Origin of the sequence: Streptomyces solicavernae (genome assembly GCF_029968095.1) — a bacterium.
GTDB classification, from domain to species: domain Bacteria; phylum Actinomycetota; class Actinomycetes; order Streptomycetales; family Streptomycetaceae; genus Streptomyces; species Streptomyces solicavernae.
This window is the reverse complement of the sequence record NZ_JASCIR010000018.1, coordinates 48,926-63,765: the sequence shown is the minus strand read 5'-3', so window position 1 is coordinate 63,765 and position 14,840 is coordinate 48,926. Positions and strand designations below refer to the sequence as shown.

The following is a 14,840-nucleotide window of genomic DNA, read 5'->3' as shown; positions in this document are numbered from 1 at the left end:
GCAGCGAGCGTGCCCGCCCATGCCCGCGCCTCACGAGAGCCCGCCGATACGGGTACTGACAGCACCTGGCAACAGCACCCGAGCCGATCGATCCTGGGGGATGTGACGACCGTGACGGAGACAGCGGCCACTCGGCGCCGCCGGCCGGAGCTCGCCGCCTTCCTGCGCGGCCGCCGGGCCCGGGTGACGCCCGCCGACGTCGGCATGGCACCGGGCCTGCGCCGCCGCACGCCCGGCCTGCGCCGCGAGGAGGTGGCGCAGCTCTCCGGCGTGGGCGTGACCTGGTACACGTGGCTGGAGCAGGGCCGCCCCATCAACGCCTCCCCGCAGGTTCTGGACGCCGTGGCGCGCACGCTCCGCCTGGACGAGACGGAGCGCGAGCACCTCTACCACCTGGCGCAGGTGCCGTACGTCCCACCGCGCGGCCCGGACACGGACCGCGTCAGCCCGGAGCTCCAGGGCATCCTCGACGCCCTGGACCCGCACCCGGCGGTGGTCTACAACGCGCGGTACGACGTCCTGGCCACCAATGCCGCCTATCTGGACCTGTTCGACACCCCGGCAGTCCGTTCAGTGGGCGTGCACAACAGCCTGTGGGCGCTGTTCACGCTCGACGAGGCCGAGTGCCCGGTGATGTTCCGGGACACGGAGCTCCCGATGATGGTGGCGCAGCTGCGCCAGGCGTACGGCTCCCATGTGGGCGAGCCGGCATGGGAGCACTTCGTGCGTGATCTGTCGGCCGCGAGCCCGCACTTCGCGGAGCTGTGGCGCAGTGGGGACGTGGTGACGCCGGGCCCGCGCGTGAAGACGTTCCGGCACCGGAGGGTCGGCGAGATACGCCTGACGTCGGTGTCCCTGTCGGTCAACGGCATGCCGGAGTGCCGGATCGTGGCGTACACCCCGGCCGACGAGCTGAGCCGTTCCCGTACGGCCGCGCTGCGCGCGCTGCGGCGGCGTTGACCTGGGAGCCACGGAAACCGCGAGCCACGGAAACCGCATGCCACGGAAACCCCGCACAACACGAAACGCACACCCACGCGAAACGCACACCCACGCGAAACCCGCACAACGCAAAATCCCGCCCCCTGACGGGGACGGGATTCCGGTGACTGTGGAGCTAAGGAGAATTGAACTCCTGACCTCTTGCATGCCATGCAAGCGCTCTACCAACTGAGCTATAGCCCCTGGTGTTCTTCCCGCTCGGCGGGCGAACAAGAAGAACTTTAGCCTGCGACCTGCCGGAAAGTGAAATCCGGGTCCCAGGCCGCGGAAGGCAGGACCGGCCGGTCTCAGTCGTCGTCGCCGAGGACCGGCTCCGGCAGCGTGCCCGCGTTGTGTTCGAGCAGCCGCCAGCCGCGGGCGCCCTCGCCGAGCACCGACCAGCAGCAGTTGGAGAGCCCGCCGAGGCTTTCCCAGTGGTGCGGCTCCAGACCGAGCAGCCGGCCGATGGTGGTACGGATCGTGCCACCGTGGCTGACGACGACGAGCGTGCCGCCGTCGGGCAGCTTGTCCGCGTGCCCGAGGACCACAGGGGCGGCCCGCTCGGCGACCTCGGTCTCCAGCTCACCGCCGCCCCTGCGCACCGGCTCGCCGCGCTTCCACGCGGCGTACTGCTCGCCGTACTGGGTCATGATCTCGTCGTGCGTGAGGCCCTGCCAGCGGCCCGCGTAGGTCTCCCGCAGGGCGCCGTCGTGCGCGACGTCGAGGTCGGTCAGGGAGGCCAGTTCGGCCGCGGTGGCGGCGGCGCGCTTGAGGTCGGACGCGACGATGGCGTCCGGCTTCAGGGAGGCGAGCAGCCGGGCCGCGCGGCGGGCCTGGGCCATGCCCTCGTCGGTCAGCTCGATGTCCGTGCTGCCCTGGAAGCGGCGCTCCAGGTTCCAGGCGGTCTGGCCGTGCCGCCACAGGATGACGCGGCGGCCGCGGCCGCCGGAGGCGTTCAGGAACGAGCCCTTGGAGCTCACCGGAGGTCTCCGGCGTCGGCGTCGGCCGCCGCCTGCTGCTCGGCGTGCTCGGCGCCCTTGCCGCGGGTCGCCTTGGCGTCCTCGGGCAGGTCGAGTTCGGGGCAGTCCTTCCACAGGCGCTCAAGGGCGTAGAAGACGCGCTCCTCGCTGTGCTGGACGTGCACCACGATGTCGACGTAGTCGAGGAGGATCCAGCGGGCCTCGCGGTCGCCTTCGCGGCGTACGGGCTTGGCGCCGAGCTCCTTGTTGAGGCGCTCCTCGATCTCGTCGACGATCGACTTGACCTGGCGGTCGTTGGGCGCGGAGGCCAGCAGGAAGGCGTCCGTGATGGCAAGGACGTCGCTGACGTCGTAGGCGATGATGTCGTGCGCGAGCTTGTCGGCCGCCGCCTGTGCGGCAACGTTGATGAGCTCGTTGGAGCGGTCCGTCGCGGTCACTACGAGGCTTTCTTTAGGCGGTCAGTACCCGTCAAGGGTCTCACGGACCACGGACGGCACCTCAACCAATTACCCGGACCCTGACCACTCGCGGCCCGGTGTCAGCCCGCGCGGTGGTTGTCAGCCCGCGCGGCAGGTGTCAGCCCGCGCGGTAGTCGGCGCCGAGGACCACTGTGACGTCGGCGTTCGCGGCGACCTTGCCCTTCCTGACGGCGCCGGCCGGCAGGTCGAGGGTCTTGGCGACCTCCTCCGCCTGCGCCTTCTGGGCGGCGTCGGCGTAAGTGACCTGCGACACGGTGGTCGCCGGCGAGCGGCCCCGGACGACGGCCCAGCCGCCGTTGACGAGGTCGACGCGGGCGCTCTGCACGGACCGCTCCGCGCCGGAGACGCTGATACGTACGGTGTCGCCCTGGTCGGGGCTCTTGACCTTGCCGCCGAGGACGTCCTTGACCACGGCCCGCGTGGCCTGCTCGGTGAGGGTGCCGTCCGGCTGCACGGGCAGAACCGACGTCTTGTAAGCGCCGGTTTTCGCGTGCTCGGCGAGCGTCGCGAGCGCGGCACCCAGATCGTTCTCCTTGAGTGACGGATCGAGGATCTGAGTGAGGGTTTTCACGGTGGTGGTGGCGGCGTCCGGGTCGCTGGAGATCTTCCGCAGCACGCCGTGCATGACCGCGCCGAACCGCTTCAGCTGCGCCGTCTCGCTCTCGCCCGGCGCCCGGTAGGTGGCGTACGCGACGGCCATCGGGCCGCTGAGGGTCTGTTTCTCGCCCTTCTTGACGAGGGGGGCCTCGCCCTTCTTCTTCGCCTCGGGGTCCGGCACGTTCGTGTCGGTGTCGATCTCGATGTCGCCGACGATCTCGACGAGGTTGTTCAGGTACGGGGTGTCGAGGCGCCAGGTGCCCTCGATCCTGGTGCCGAGGAGCGAGTTGATGGCCTCGCGGGTGCCGCCCGCACCGTCCTCGTCGACGGATTTGCCGAGGGTGGTGGTGGCGCCGTCCTCGTCGGTCACGGAGAGCGAGTTGGGCAGCAGCACGGTGGAGCCCTGGCCGGTGGTGCTGTTGTTGACGAGCAGGGCGGTGGAGGTGCCGGGCTTCTTGGTGCTGTGCAGGTGGAGCACGATCACGTCGCGCTTCTGCGGCCCGTCCGCCGCGGCGGGGCCGCCCTCCGAGCCGGACAGGCCGGGCAGCTTGCCCGCGTACCAGAGGTAGCCGACGCCGCCGGTCAGGGCGAGCGCGAGGACCACGACCAGGGCGATCAGGCGGTTGCGGCCGCGGCGCTTGGCCTCTTCTCGGCGCTCGGTGCGGGACTCGGTGAACTTCAGCCAGTCGATGACGTCCTCGGACTCGTCGTCCGGCTCCTCGACGAACTGGAACTGCTCGGTGCGGTACTCGCCCGCGGTGCGCGACTCCTCGGGAACGTGAGGTTCCGGCCGCTGCTGCGGCACCCAGGCGGTCTGTTCCTCGACGCGCTGCTGCTGCCCGGTGCCGGCGGCCTGCCCGTACGGGTCGTACGCGGCCTCCTGGTCCGGGGCGTACGCCGGATCGCCGTACCCGCCCTGGGCGTAACCGCCTTGCCCGTAGGGGCCGTTGTCGTACGCGGGCTGCGCGGCGTACGGGTCGTAGCCGTAGCCCTGGGGCTGCTGCTGGGCGCCGAAGGGGTCGTGGCCCTGGGGCTGCTGCATGGGCTGCTGGGGCTGGGGCTGGGGCTGGGGCTGCTGGGGGGTTACCTGCTGGTACACCGGCTGCCCGTACTCGTCGTAGCCGACGATCTCGTAGCGGCCGTCTGCGTACGGGTCGTAAGGCTCGTACTGTCGGTCGTTCACCGGTGCCCCTCTCGGCTCACTCGCCGCGGTACAGCTCGCGCTTGTCGATGTAGCGCACCACGCCGTCCGGCACCAGATACCAGACCGGCTCCCCCTTGGCGACCCTCGCGCGGCAGTCCGTAGAGGAGATCGCGAGGGCGGGCACCTCGACAAGCGAGACCCCGCCTTCCGGAAGCCCGTCGTCCGACAGGTGGTGGCCGGGTCGGGTGCAGCCGATGAAGTGCGCGAGGGAGAAGAGCTCCTCCGCGTCCCGCCAGGTGAGGATCTGGCCGAGTGCGTCCGCACCGGTGATGAAGAACAGATCCGTGTCGGGGTTGAGCGCGCGCAGATCGCGCAGAGTGTCGATCGTGTACGTCCGTCCGCCGCGGTCGATGTCGAGGCGGCTGACCGAGAACTGCGGGTTCTCCGCGGTCGCGATGACCGTCATGAGGTAGCGGTCCTCGGCCGGGGAGACGGTCTTGTGGCTCTTCTGCCACGGCTGCCCGGTGGGCACGAAGACGACCTCGTCCAGGTGGAACTGGGCGGCCACCTCGCTGGCGGCCACCAGGTGCCCGTGGTGAATCGGGTCAAACGTTCCGCCCATGACGCCGAGACGGCGCTTGCCCGAGATCGACGGGCCGGTAGGCATGTCCTGCTCTCCCATGCGTGCAGACCCTACCGGCCACAGGCGAAGGCGCTGTCGGCGGTGGGATGCGGATCAGCGGTCGCGGTTGAAGCGGGTGGTGATCCAGAGCAGCAGGAGCAGCAGTACGAGCGCGCCGCCGCCGGTGACGTAAGGGCTGATGCTCGCGTGCTCGTCTACGTGCTCACCGCCGCCGGAGGCGAGGGTGACCAGCTGGGCAGTGGTGGTGTGGAGGCTCATCGTCGGCAGGACCTATCCGGGTGGGAGCGGGATCGAGACTTCCCGCACATCGTATGCGGGCACCTCGCGGGCGCTCACGCCGACTCAGGCATCGGCGCCCGGCCGGGCCCGGAGCGGGGCTGGGGCAGGGCTGGGGCAGGGCTGGGGCAGGTTCGGGGACGGGGCCGGGGGCCGGGGCGGGTCCGGAGCGGGGCCGGGCACAGCGCGGGTCCGGGGCGGCTTCGCTCAGGTGTCGTCGCGGTCGTCGTCCGCGTCCCTGCGGTAGCCGCGGAGCAGCAGCCAGGCGAGCAGGGCGGCGCCGACGAGGGAGGCGACGAGGACGATGCGCAGGGTGGTGCCCGGCCCCTGGTCCTCCGCGGCGAGCTCGGCGAACTCCGCGGCGGCCAGCAGGGCGGTGTGGCCGTACTCCATGACGCGTACTCCTTCGGTGTGCTGCCCCGCCACCGTAGCCCGCGCGGAAAAAGTGGATCGATGTGCCCCCGCCGCGATGGAACCGAAACGCATAGGCTGGACGTTCTTCGGGGGCGGGACCAGCCGCAGAAATTTTGGGGGCCACATGACCGAGAACTCCGGACAGCACGAGAATCTCCCCGGCCGGCAGCGCCGCCGCTTCCCCGGGATCTCCTCACGGGCGTACGAACACCCGGCGGACCGCTCGGCGCTGGTGGCCCTGCGCCGGCTCAGCGGGTTCGACACCGTCTTCAAGGCGCTCAGCGGACTGCTGCCGGAGCGCAGCCTGCGGCTGCTGTTCCTGTCGGACTCGGTGCGGGTCAGCGACGCCCAGTTCGCGCACCTCAACACCATGCTGCGCGATGCCTGTTACATCCTGGACCTGGAAAAGGTCCCGGCGATGTACGTCACGCAGGACCCGAAGCCGAACGCGATGTGCATCGGCCTGGACGAGCCGATCATCGTGGTCACCACGGGCCTGGTGGAGCTGCTCGACGAGGAGGAGATGCGCGCCGTCGTCGGCCACGAGGCGGGGCACGCCCTGTCCGGCCACTCGGTGTACCGCACGATCCTGCTGTTCCTCACGAACCTCGCCCTGAAGGTGGCGTGGATCCCGCTGGGCAACGTCGCGATCATGGCGATCGTGACGGCGCTGCGCGAGTGGTTCCGCAAGTCGGAGCTGTCGGCGGACCGCGCGGGTCTGCTCGTCGGCCAGGACCTGCAGGCGTCGATGCGCGGCCTGATGAAGATCGCGGGCGGCAACCACCTGCACGAGATGAACGTGGACGCGTTCCTGGAGCAGGCCGAGGAGTACGAGAGGGGCGGCGACCTGCGCGACTCGGTCCTCAAGATCCTCAACGTCCTGCCCCGTTCGCACCCCTTCACCACGGTCCGCGCGGCCGAGCTGAAGCGCTGGTCCGAGTCCCGCGACTATCAGCGGATCATGGACGGCCACTACCCGAGGCGCGAGGAGGACAAGGACACCTCGGTCTCCGACTCCTTCCGCCAGTCCGCCTCCAGCTACGCCAGTGACGTGCGTACGTCCAAGGACCCGCTGATGAAGCTCGTCTCGGACATTGCGGGCGGCGCGGGCGACCTGGGCGGCAAGCTGCGGGACCGGTTCACGGGCGCAGGCGGCCAGAGCGGCGGCGGACCCGGCCACGAGAACGACGCGGACGGCGGCGCGGACGGCGGCGCGGGCTACGGGGACGGCCGCGGCGACCGGGACCGGAGAGACGACGGCGACGACGCCCGCTGACCTCCGGCGTCGGCCTCCCCTGACCGGCCGACAGCAGCCCCCGCGGACCAGCCGACAGCGCCCCCAACCACACACAGCAACCACACACGGCAACCACAGACGGCAACCACCGACGGCAACCACCGACGGCAACCACCGACGGCAACCACACACAGCTACGGCCACGCCCACAGCTACGGTGACGGCGACGGCTGTGCCGACCCCGCGAGGGACCCGCACAGCGCCGTGTCGTGCGGCCCGCGCGCGTACGGGTCGGTGCCCGCGGGGCCGCCCGGCTTCGCCTTCTGTCCGGCGAGCAGCGGCCGCAGCCGGTCCGCGGACTCCGTGCCGCAGGACAGCGGTCCGGCCTGGGCGTGCGAGGTGAGCAGTTCGGTGCGCCGGCGCTGGAGGTCCTCGCGGTCGAAGCGGAAGTGCAGCTCACGGCGGACGGTGAAGAGGCTGGCCCGCTCGTCGTCCCCGCCCGCGGGGCGTACGGCGTAGACGAAGGTGTGCTCGGAGATCACGTCGATGAGGTCGGAGTTCACCTCGGCGGCGTGCAGGGTGCCCTGGACGCGGACGCGCGGGTCGGCGAGCTCGGCGTGGCGCGGGTCGAACCGGATGAGCCAGCCGGTGGCGGCATGGCGGCCGTCGGCGGCGGGGCGGTGCAGGCTGCGGTCGAACTGGTCCAGCTGGTCCGGGTCGAGCAGGATCCGCACGGAGCGCACCTCGTCGCCGGTGAGCGCGTCGGGGTCGAGGGAGGACGCCACCAGGTAGTCCTTGGCTGTGGTCAGCGCGGTGAGCACCTGGCTGTCGGAGAAGTGTGCGGTGCGGCGCGCGGCGGGCAGCCCGATCCCGGCGGCCCCGGCCTTGAACTGCGCGGCGGGACTGCGGGCCAGCAGCTCGGCGACGTCCTGGGCGCCGGGCACGGGCCCGCGCGGCGCGAGCGGGACGACGGTGGTGCGCAGCGGGTCGGCGGGCCGGTGGCGAGGGGGCGGGGCCGGATTGCGCAGGCCCATGAAGATCGCCGTGGCGAAGGCGACGGTGATCAGCAGGAAGAGGACCAGCGCCTGCCGGGAGAGCGAGCGGGACGCGGTGACGACGGGCGCGGGGCGGCGGCGCACGGCGGGCGCGTGCTCGCCTGCGCGCTCGCGCGCGGAGAACTCCTGGAGGCGGGCAGCGCGTACGAACGACTCGTCGAAGACGACGGATCGGTACTCTTCCTCGCCTCCACCGGGGACGCCCTCTGGTGTGCCTTCGGGCGTGCCCTCAGGTGGGTCTCCCGGCCCGGCCATACTTTCAGGGTAGGTCGGGGGCGGCTCGGGTAAACGCGCTGGTACGAGTCAACTTCCCGTAGCAACAAAGAACTTAGCGGCAGGGAACTTGGCGACAGGGAACTTGGCGACAGAGAACTCGGCGACAGAGAACTCGGCGGCAGGCAAACGAAGTCACAGGCCGGGCGCGGAGCGGCCGACCGGGACCGACGGGCCGACCGGCGTGGACGGGCCGACCGGGACCGACGGGCCGACCGGCGTGGACGGGCTGCTGTCGACCCCGGTCGTGGTGGGCGCCGGGACCGGGTCCTCGCGGTGGCCGGAGTTGCCCCGGTAGACGGCGGTGAAGGCGAGGGCGACCATGCCGATGCCCATGACCAGGGCGAGCACCCAGGCGACGGGCCGGTGCCAGCGCCCCGGGGTGCGGCGCCCGGCGGAGTCGAGGTCCAGCGGGCCGTCGGGTCCGTACGGGCCGTACGCGTCGCCCCACTCCGGGTTGCGGTCCGCGTACCCGTCGTGGCCGTCGTGATCGTCGTGATCGTCGTCGTAGGCGTCGAGGTCGTAACGGTCGTCGTAGCGGTCGTCGGCGCGGTCCTCGGGGTGGCCGCGGCGGCGGTGTTCGGCCTCGGCGCGGTCCTGGGCCTGGGCGAGCAGGCGTTCGACGGCGCTGGGCTCGTGGATGGCGGCGGAGCGGACGAAGTCCTCGTCGAAGACCACGGCGGCGAACTCCTCGTCCGCACGTCCGTGGTCGCGGTCGTCGTCGGGCTCCCGGCCGTCCGCAGACGGCGTGCCCCCCACGTCCTCCGGCACGGGTCCAGAGTAGACCTGGGGGGTCATTTTGGGCAGGGCGTAAGGAAATTCGCCGCTTCGTACGCGTAAGCCGTCGCGTAGGCCGTCGTGCAGGCCGTCCGCGTGACCGCAGGGCTCAGCGGGTGTGGCCGTCGCCGGTGACGATGTACTTCGTGGAGGTCAGCTCGGGCAGCCCCATCGGGCCGCGGGCGTGCAGCTTCTGCGTGGAGATGCCGATCTCGGCGCCGAAGCCGAACTGGCCGCCGTCGGTGAACCGGGTGGAGGCGTTCACGGCGACCGTGGTCGAGTCGACCAGCTGGGTGAAGCGGCGGGCGGCCTGCTGCGAGGTGGTGACGATGGCCTCGGTGTGCCCGGAGGTCCACAGCCGGATGTGCTCGACGGCCTTGTCGAGGGAGTCGACGACGGCGGCGGCGATGTCGTACGAGAGGTACTCGGTCTCCCAGTCCTCGGGCGTCGCGGGCAGCACGGTGGCGTGGGACTTCTCGCCGTACGTCTGCACGTGCTCGTCGCCGTGCACGGTCACGCCGGCCTCGGCGAGAGCGTCGAGGGCGCGCGGCAGGAAGGCCTCGGCGATGTCCGCGTGTACGAGGAGGGTCTCGGCGGCGTTGCAGACGCTGGGGCGCTGGGCCTTGGAGTTGATCAGGATCTCGACGGCCATGTCGAGGTCGGCGTCGGCGTCCACGTAGACGTGGCAGTTGCCGGTGCCGGTCTCGATGACGGGGACGGTGGACTCCTCGACGACGGTACGGATGAGGGAGGCGCCGCCGCGCGGGATCAGCACGTCGACGAGGCCGCGGGCACGCATCAACTCCCGTACGGAGTCCCGGGATTCGCCGGGGACCAGCTGGATCGCGTCGGCCGGGAGCCCGGCCCCGCCGACGGCGTCGCGCAGCACGCGGACCAGCGCGGTGTTGGAGTGGTACGCGGAGGACGAGCCGCGCAGCAGGACCGCGTTGCCGGACTTGAGGCAGAGGGCGGCGGCGTCGACGGTGACGTTGGGGCGGGCCTCGTAGATGATCCCGACGACGCCGAGCGGGACGCGGACCTGGCGCAGGTCGATGCCGTTGGGCAGGGTCGAGCCGCGGACGACCTCGCCGACCGGGTCGGGCAGGGCCACGACGTCCCGTACGTCGGAGGCGATGGCGCGGACGCGCTCCGGGGTGAGGGTGAGGCGGTCGATGATCGACTCGCTGGTGCCGGCGGCGCGGGCCTTGGCGATGTCCTCGGCGTTGGCCTCGACGATCTCCTTGGTCCGCACTTCGAGGGCGTCCGCGATGGCGAGCAGCGCGTCGTCCTTGGCGGCCCGTGGCAGCGGCGCGATGTCGGCGGCCGCGGCGCGGGCGCGGTAGGCGGCCTGGGCGACCGGGGACATGTCGGCGTACGGGGAGAGCGAGGTCATACCCGCAGCGTAACGGGGGCGCTCGGGGCGTCCGAACGGTGTCCCGCACTCCGAGACATGGCCGGAACCTGTCGCGGGGGCGCTTGCGGGCGCGGTGCCAGGGGCTGCGCGGGCGGCACCCCGCCTCAGAACGGGTGCACGCCCACGGGTGCCGCCGGCGGTGGGCCGTACCCCTCGGCGATGCGCTGGTGGTACGTGTCCCGGTCGATCACCTCCAGGCCGACGATCTCCCACGGCGGCAGCTGTGCGCTCTGCCGGTGCTCGCCCCAGAGCCGCAGGGCGACGGCGGCGGCGTCGTGCAGGTCGCGGGCCTCCTCCCAGTACCGGATCTCGGCGTGGTCGTCGGCGTATCGGCTGGTCAGCAGGAACGCGTGGTCGTGGGCGAGCTGTTCGAGGCCCCGCCTGATGTCCGGGAGCGGGGTCGCGGGGCCCGAGACGCTCAGGGTCACGTGCCACAGGCGTGGCTCGTCGGTGGGCGCCCGCTGTTCCGGCTCCGCACGCTCACTCGTCGACTCGGTGCGCTCGTCGTCCCGGTCCGCGGGGCCGTTGCCGGTCCTGACGCTGGTCAGGGCCCGCTCCCCGCCTCGGGACGCCGCCCCGGGGCGCGCTCGTCTCACCGGCGGCCTCCTGCTCTGCCTTCGTCGTGCGGACCTGCCCCGCCCGCCATCACTGCCCCGTAAACAATTGCCCCGCAACAAAGTTGAACAGGCCGGGACGCTTCGCGTGGGGGTTTTCCGGAAGGTCCCCCGCCCAGGGCGCCCTGTTTCGGCCGGATCGGCGCCCGAGCTGCAGGAACGCCGTCAACAAGATGTTGCACCGCCACCCCCCGTACGACAGCACAGGGCCACCCCCGTACGACAGCACAGGGCCACCCTCGTACGACAGCACAGGACCGCACCCGTACGACAACACAGGGCCGCACCCGTACGACAACACAAGGCCGCACCCCTACGACACAGCAGGCACCGGACAGCTCAGGCCCTCACTCGTGCAGCAGCACCAGGTCGTCCCGGTGCACGACCTCCCGCTCGTACGCCGGGCCCAGCTCCTTGGCGAGCTCGCGGGTGGAGCGGCCGATGAGCTGGGGGATCTCCTTGGCGTCGAAGTTGACCAGCCCACGGGCGACGGCGCGGCCCTCCGCGTCCCGCAGCTCGACCGGGTCGCCCGCGCTGAACTCGCCCTCGACGGCCCGGATCCCGGCGGGCAGCAGCGACGTACGCCGCTCGGTGACCGCCCGCACTGCGCCGTCGTCCAGGGTGAGCGCGCCCTGCGGGGTCGAGGCGTGCTGCAGCCAGAGCAGGCGGTCGGCGGAGCGGCGGCCGGTGCTGTGGAAGTGGGTGCCGGTGGCGCGCCCGGCGAGCGCGTCGGCCGCGTGCACCGCGGAGGTGAGGACGACAGGGATGCCGGCGGCGGCCGCGATCCGGGCCGCCTCGACCTTGGTGACCATGCCGCCGGTGCCGACGCCCGCCTTGCCCGCGCTGCCGATCTGCACATGCGCGATGTCGTCCGGCCCGCGCACCTCCGCTATCCGCGAGCTCTCGGGCCTGGCCGGGTCCCCGTCGTACAGGCCGTCCACGTCGGACAGCAGGACGAGCAGGTCCGCGCGGACCAGGTGGGCGACGAGGGCGGCGAGGCGGTCGTTGTCGCCGAAGCGGATCTCGTCCGTCGCGACCGTGTCGTTCTCGTTGACGACGGGCAGCGCGCCCATGGCGAGGAGCTGGTCGAGGGTGCGCGAGGCGTTGCGGTGGTGGGCGCGGCGGGCCATGTCGTCGCTGGTGAGCAGGACCTGGCCGACGCGTACGCCGTACCGCGCGAACGAGGCGGTGTAGCGGGCGACGAGCAGGCCCTGGCCGACGCTGGCCGCGGCCTGCTGCCGGGCGAGGTCGCGCGGCCGGCGGCGCAGGCCGAGCGGGGCGAGCCCGGCGGCGATGGCACCGGAGGAGACCAGGACGATCTCCTTCTCACCGCCGCTGCGGGACTTCGCGAGGACGTCGACGAGGGCGTCCACCCGGTCCGCGTCCAGGCCGCCGGACGCGGTGGTGAGCGAGGAGGAGCCCACCTTCACCACGATGCGACGGGCCTCGGCCACGCTCTTCCTTGCTACGCCTGACACCGCTACGCCTGACACCTGCGATCCCCTGTGCTCCCGATGTGTGTACGTCGCAATCTACGTGAGAGGCGCCAGAGCCCGCCTTCGCATTCCGACCCGTGGGCGGCTTCGCATTCCGACCCGTGGTCGGCGCAGGCACAGGCGCGCGTTCCGGCCGACGGCCGAAGGCGCCTCGGGGTTGCCTCGGGGTTGCCTCGGGGTTGCCTCGGGGTTGCCTCGGGTTCGGTCGCTTTGCCCCGGTATCCGGTGATAGTTGTCACGGAAGATTGCCCAGGCAGCGCGGATGGTCATACGGTCAGGGGTCAGCCTTCCCCACGGTCCTCCCCCACGGGTCCGTCACGGGGCCGATCTCACCGCATCCCCCCATCCGAACTTTGCCAGGAGCCCAGCCCGTGCCCTCCGCCGGACTCGCCCCCCGCCGCGTCGTGCAGCTGCTCACGCTGCTCACGATGTTCGCGCTCTTCACGGCGCAACTCGCCGGCGCTCTGCTGCCGAGCCTGCCCGTCTTCATCGTCGCGAGCGCCGGCGGTCTGGCCCTCGACACCTATCTGCAGTACAAGCGTCCGGGTCTGCTCGCCCTGCTCGCCAAGATCCGTTTCGACGTGACGGTACGGCAGCTCCTGCGCGACATGCTGATCGTGGTCGGCCTGCTCCGGCTGCCCGGCATCAACCCGCTCGCCGAGCAGGCGCCGCTCACCATCGCACTGCTCGCCTTCTACCTGGCGCACTTCGTCTGCCAGGCCCTGGCCGTACTGGTCCGGCGCAGCCGCCAGCTGCCCATCGTCACGCGCAACATCGACGCGTCGGCGCTGCACCTGAGCGCCGCCCCGCCGCGCCTCCTGGCCCGCCGCCAGGCCCACCGCCTGCTCGTCTTCTCGGCCCCGGCGACGGTCGGCCTGATGGTCTCGGCACTCACCAAGACGGTGTACGCGGGCGCGGTCGGCGTCGGCGTCTCCCTCGCCCTGATGGCCGGCGGCACCGCGTACCTGGCCACCTGGATGCTGCCGAAGAAGCGCGCCGTGCACGACGCGAAGGTCATGGAGTGGCTGTCGGCCTGGCTGGACGCGTACAAGCCGACCGTCGCCATGTACTTCTCCGGCGGCACCACCTCCGCGTACCAGGCGAACATGTGGCTCTCCACGCTCGCCAAGGTCGACGGCAAGCCGCTGATCGTGCTGCGTGAGCGGTTCATGGTGCAGAAGATCGACGCCACCGACGTGCCGATCCTGTGCGTCCCCAAGGTCGCGAACATGTTCGCCCTTGAGGACTCGACGCTGAAGATGATGCTGCACCCGGCGAACGCCGCGAAGACCTCGCAGGTGCTGCGCATCCCCACGCTGAAGCACGCGTTCATCAACCACGGCGAGAGCGACAAGCTGTCCTCCTGCAACCCGTACGCGAAGGCCTACGACGAGGTCTGGGTCGCGGGCCCGGCCGCCCGCGACCGCTACCAGCTCGCGGACATCGGCGTCGACGACAAGGACGTCGTGGAGGTCGGCCGCCCGCAGCTCTCCCCGATCCGCCCGTACGCGGGCGCCCCGACCGGCGAGTACACGACCGTCCTGTACGCCCCCACCTGGGAGGGCTGGGACGGCAACCCCGGCAACACCTCGGTGGTCCTCGCCGGTGAGAACATCGTCCGCGAGCTGCTCGCCGACCCGAAGGTCCGGCTGCTCTACAAGCCGCACCCGATGACCGGTTCGCAGGACCCGCGCGCCGGCGCCGCCAACGAGCGCATCAAGGCGATGATCCGCGAGGCCGCCGCCCAGCGCACCGGCGCCCGCCCCGGCCCGGAGGCCGACCGGGACCTCGCCCTGCGCACCGCCGAGCTGGACGCGCTCACCTCGTCGTCGTTCCGCACCGGGGCCGACGAACTGGAGCGCATGATGCTGCAGACCGCGCCCGCCGAGGACCGCGAGGCGGCCGTGGCCGCGGCGACGGCGGCCTGGGAGGCGGCGTACTGGGGCTCGTTCCCCGAGTGGGAACACCAGATCGTCACCACCGCACGCCCGGCGATCTTCTCCTGCTTCAACCAGGCCGACCTGCTGATCAGCGATGTCTCCTCGGTGGTCTCGGACTGGCTGAGCAGCGAGAAGCCGTACGCGGTCGCCAACACCTCGGGGATCTCCGAGGCCGAGTTCCGCTCGGGCTTCCCGACGGTCCGCGCCGCGACGATCCTCAACCCCGAGGCGGACGGCGTGGCCGCGCTGATGGAGTCGGTGCGCAACCCGGAGCAGGACCCGTACGCCGAGTCCCGCGCCGAGCTCAAGGAGCACCTGCTCGGCCCGTCCGACCCGCCGTCCATCGACCGCTTCAACGACGCGATCCGCGCCCTGTGCGCCGCGTCCGACGCCCGCCGCACCCGCGCGGAGGCCCGCCTCGTCTCGGAGATCCCGGCGCAGCGCACGGCAGAGGTGGCGACGGAGGAGGACGCGGACTCCGAAGAGGTCACCGCGTAACACCTGACGCGTAACGCCTGAC

14 protein-coding genes and 1 tRNA gene are annotated in these 14,840 nt (G+C 71.8%); 3 read left to right on the top strand and 12 right to left on the bottom strand.

The features are described 5' to 3' along the window. Nucleotides 1-102 precede the first annotated feature (102 nt). Nucleotides 103-960 carry a helix-turn-helix transcriptional regulator gene (locus QIS99_RS20680; protein WP_282515054.1) on the top strand — a complete coding sequence of 286 codons (858 nt, stop codon included), beginning with the start codon at nt 103-105 and terminating at the stop codon, nt 958-960. 152 nt (nt 961-1,112) lie between these two features. On the opposite strand, the gene QIS99_RS20675 is transcribed toward QIS99_RS20680, so the two are convergent. The 7 genes from QIS99_RS20675 to QIS99_RS20645 all read right to left on the bottom strand — a co-directional run bounded on the left by QIS99_RS20675 (nt 1,113) and on the right by QIS99_RS20645 (nt 5,493). Beyond that, nucleotides 1,113-1,185, bottom strand: a tRNA-Ala gene (locus tag QIS99_RS20675). A 104-nt stretch (nt 1,186-1,289) separates the two neighbouring features. Continuing rightward, on the bottom strand, nt 1,290-1,961 hold the full coding sequence (locus QIS99_RS20670) for a histidine phosphatase family protein (protein WP_282515053.1): 672 nt from the start codon (nt 1,959-1,961) through the stop codon (nt 1,290-1,292). Beyond that, nucleotides 1,958-2,398, bottom strand: coding sequence for a ribosome silencing factor (rsfS, locus tag QIS99_RS20665; protein ID WP_282515052.1), 441 nt, complete (start codon nt 2,396-2,398; stop codon nt 1,958-1,960). Before rsfS ends, QIS99_RS20670 begins: the two co-directional genes overlap by 4 nt. A gap of 139 nt (nt 2,399-2,537) precedes the next feature. Next, the gene (locus QIS99_RS20660) at nt 2,538-4,220 is read right to left on the bottom strand and encodes an LCP family protein (protein WP_282515051.1); all 1,683 of its coding nucleotides are present in this window, start codon (nt 4,218-4,220) and stop codon (nt 2,538-2,540) included. A 16-nt stretch (nt 4,221-4,236) separates the two neighbouring features. Further along, nucleotides 4,237-4,863, bottom strand: a complete 627-nt coding sequence (nadD, locus tag QIS99_RS20655; protein ID WP_282515050.1) for a nicotinate-nucleotide adenylyltransferase — start codon at nt 4,861-4,863, stop codon at nt 4,237-4,239. Between the two features lie 54 nt (nt 4,864-4,917). Further along, a complete protein-coding gene (locus QIS99_RS20650) occupies nt 4,918-5,082 on the bottom strand; it encodes a hypothetical protein (RefSeq protein WP_282515049.1) in 165 nt (54 codons plus the stop codon). 225 nt (nt 5,083-5,307) lie between these two features. Beyond that, on the bottom strand, nt 5,308-5,493 hold the full coding sequence (locus QIS99_RS20645) for a hypothetical protein (protein WP_282515048.1): 186 nt from the start codon (nt 5,491-5,493) through the stop codon (nt 5,308-5,310). Nucleotides 5,494-5,638: 145 nt separating this feature from the next. Here QIS99_RS20645 and QIS99_RS20640 point away from each other — a divergent pair, with 145 nt between their 5' ends. Beyond that, entirely contained in the window at nt 5,639-6,790 is a 1,152-nt protein-coding gene (locus QIS99_RS20640) for a M48 family metallopeptidase (protein ID WP_282515047.1), read from the top strand. A 173-nt stretch (nt 6,791-6,963) separates the two neighbouring features. Here the strand turns inward: QIS99_RS20640 and QIS99_RS20635 are convergent, their stop codons facing one another. The 5 genes from QIS99_RS20635 to proB form a co-directional block, all read right to left on the bottom strand. Beyond that, nucleotides 6,964-8,061, bottom strand: coding sequence for an SCO2583 family membrane protein (locus QIS99_RS20635; RefSeq protein WP_282515046.1), 1,098 nt, complete (start codon nt 8,059-8,061; stop codon nt 6,964-6,966). 153 nt (nt 8,062-8,214) lie between these two features. After that, complete coding sequence (locus tag QIS99_RS20630; RefSeq protein ID WP_456316498.1) at nt 8,215-8,850, bottom strand: SCO2584 family spore wall biosynthesis protein; 636 nt, start codon at nt 8,848-8,850, stop codon at nt 8,215-8,217. 115 nt (nt 8,851-8,965) lie between these two features. Next, nucleotides 8,966-10,249 (bottom strand): glutamate-5-semialdehyde dehydrogenase, encoded by a 1,284-nt coding sequence (locus QIS99_RS20625; protein ID WP_282515044.1) that lies wholly within the window; start codon nt 10,247-10,249, stop codon nt 8,966-8,968. A 125-nt stretch (nt 10,250-10,374) separates the two neighbouring features. Continuing rightward, the gene (locus tag QIS99_RS20620; protein WP_282515043.1) at nt 10,375-10,866 is read right to left on the bottom strand and encodes a hypothetical protein; all 492 of its coding nucleotides are present in this window, start codon (nt 10,864-10,866) and stop codon (nt 10,375-10,377) included. Nucleotides 10,867-11,231: 365 nt separating this feature from the next. Further along, a complete protein-coding gene (proB, locus tag QIS99_RS20615; protein ID WP_282515042.1) occupies nt 11,232-12,338 on the bottom strand; it encodes a glutamate 5-kinase in 1,107 nt (368 codons plus the stop codon). A gap of 413 nt (nt 12,339-12,751) precedes the next feature. Here proB and QIS99_RS20610 point away from each other — a divergent pair, with 413 nt between their 5' ends. Further along, nucleotides 12,752-14,818 carry a hypothetical protein gene (locus QIS99_RS20610; RefSeq protein ID WP_282515041.1) on the top strand — a complete coding sequence of 689 codons (2,067 nt, stop codon included), beginning with the start codon at nt 12,752-12,754 and terminating at the stop codon, nt 14,816-14,818. Nucleotides 14,819-14,840: the final 22 nt, after the last annotated feature.

What these genes read in the sequence shown, in the direction of transcription:
- nadD (WP_282515050.1), bottom strand. Translation starts at nt 4,863, where the DNA reads ATGGGAGAGCAGGACATGCCTACCGGCCCGTCGATCTCGGGCAAGCGC.
- QIS99_RS20650 (WP_282515049.1), bottom strand. Translation starts at nt 5,082, where the DNA reads ATGAGCCTCCACACCACCACTGCCCAGCTGGTCACCCTCGCCTCCGGC.
- QIS99_RS20645 (WP_282515048.1), bottom strand. Translation starts at nt 5,493, where the DNA reads ATGGAGTACGGCCACACCGCCCTGCTGGCCGCCGCGGAGTTCGCCGAG.
- QIS99_RS20640 (WP_282515047.1), top strand. Translation starts at nt 5,639, where the DNA reads ATGACCGAGAACTCCGGACAGCACGAGAATCTCCCCGGCCGGCAGCGC.
- QIS99_RS20635 (WP_282515046.1), bottom strand. Translation starts at nt 8,061, where the DNA reads ATGGCCGGGCCGGGAGACCCACCTGAGGGCACGCCCGAAGGCACACCA.
- QIS99_RS20625 (WP_282515044.1), bottom strand. Translation starts at nt 10,249, where the DNA reads ATGACCTCGCTCTCCCCGTACGCCGACATGTCCCCGGTCGCCCAGGCC.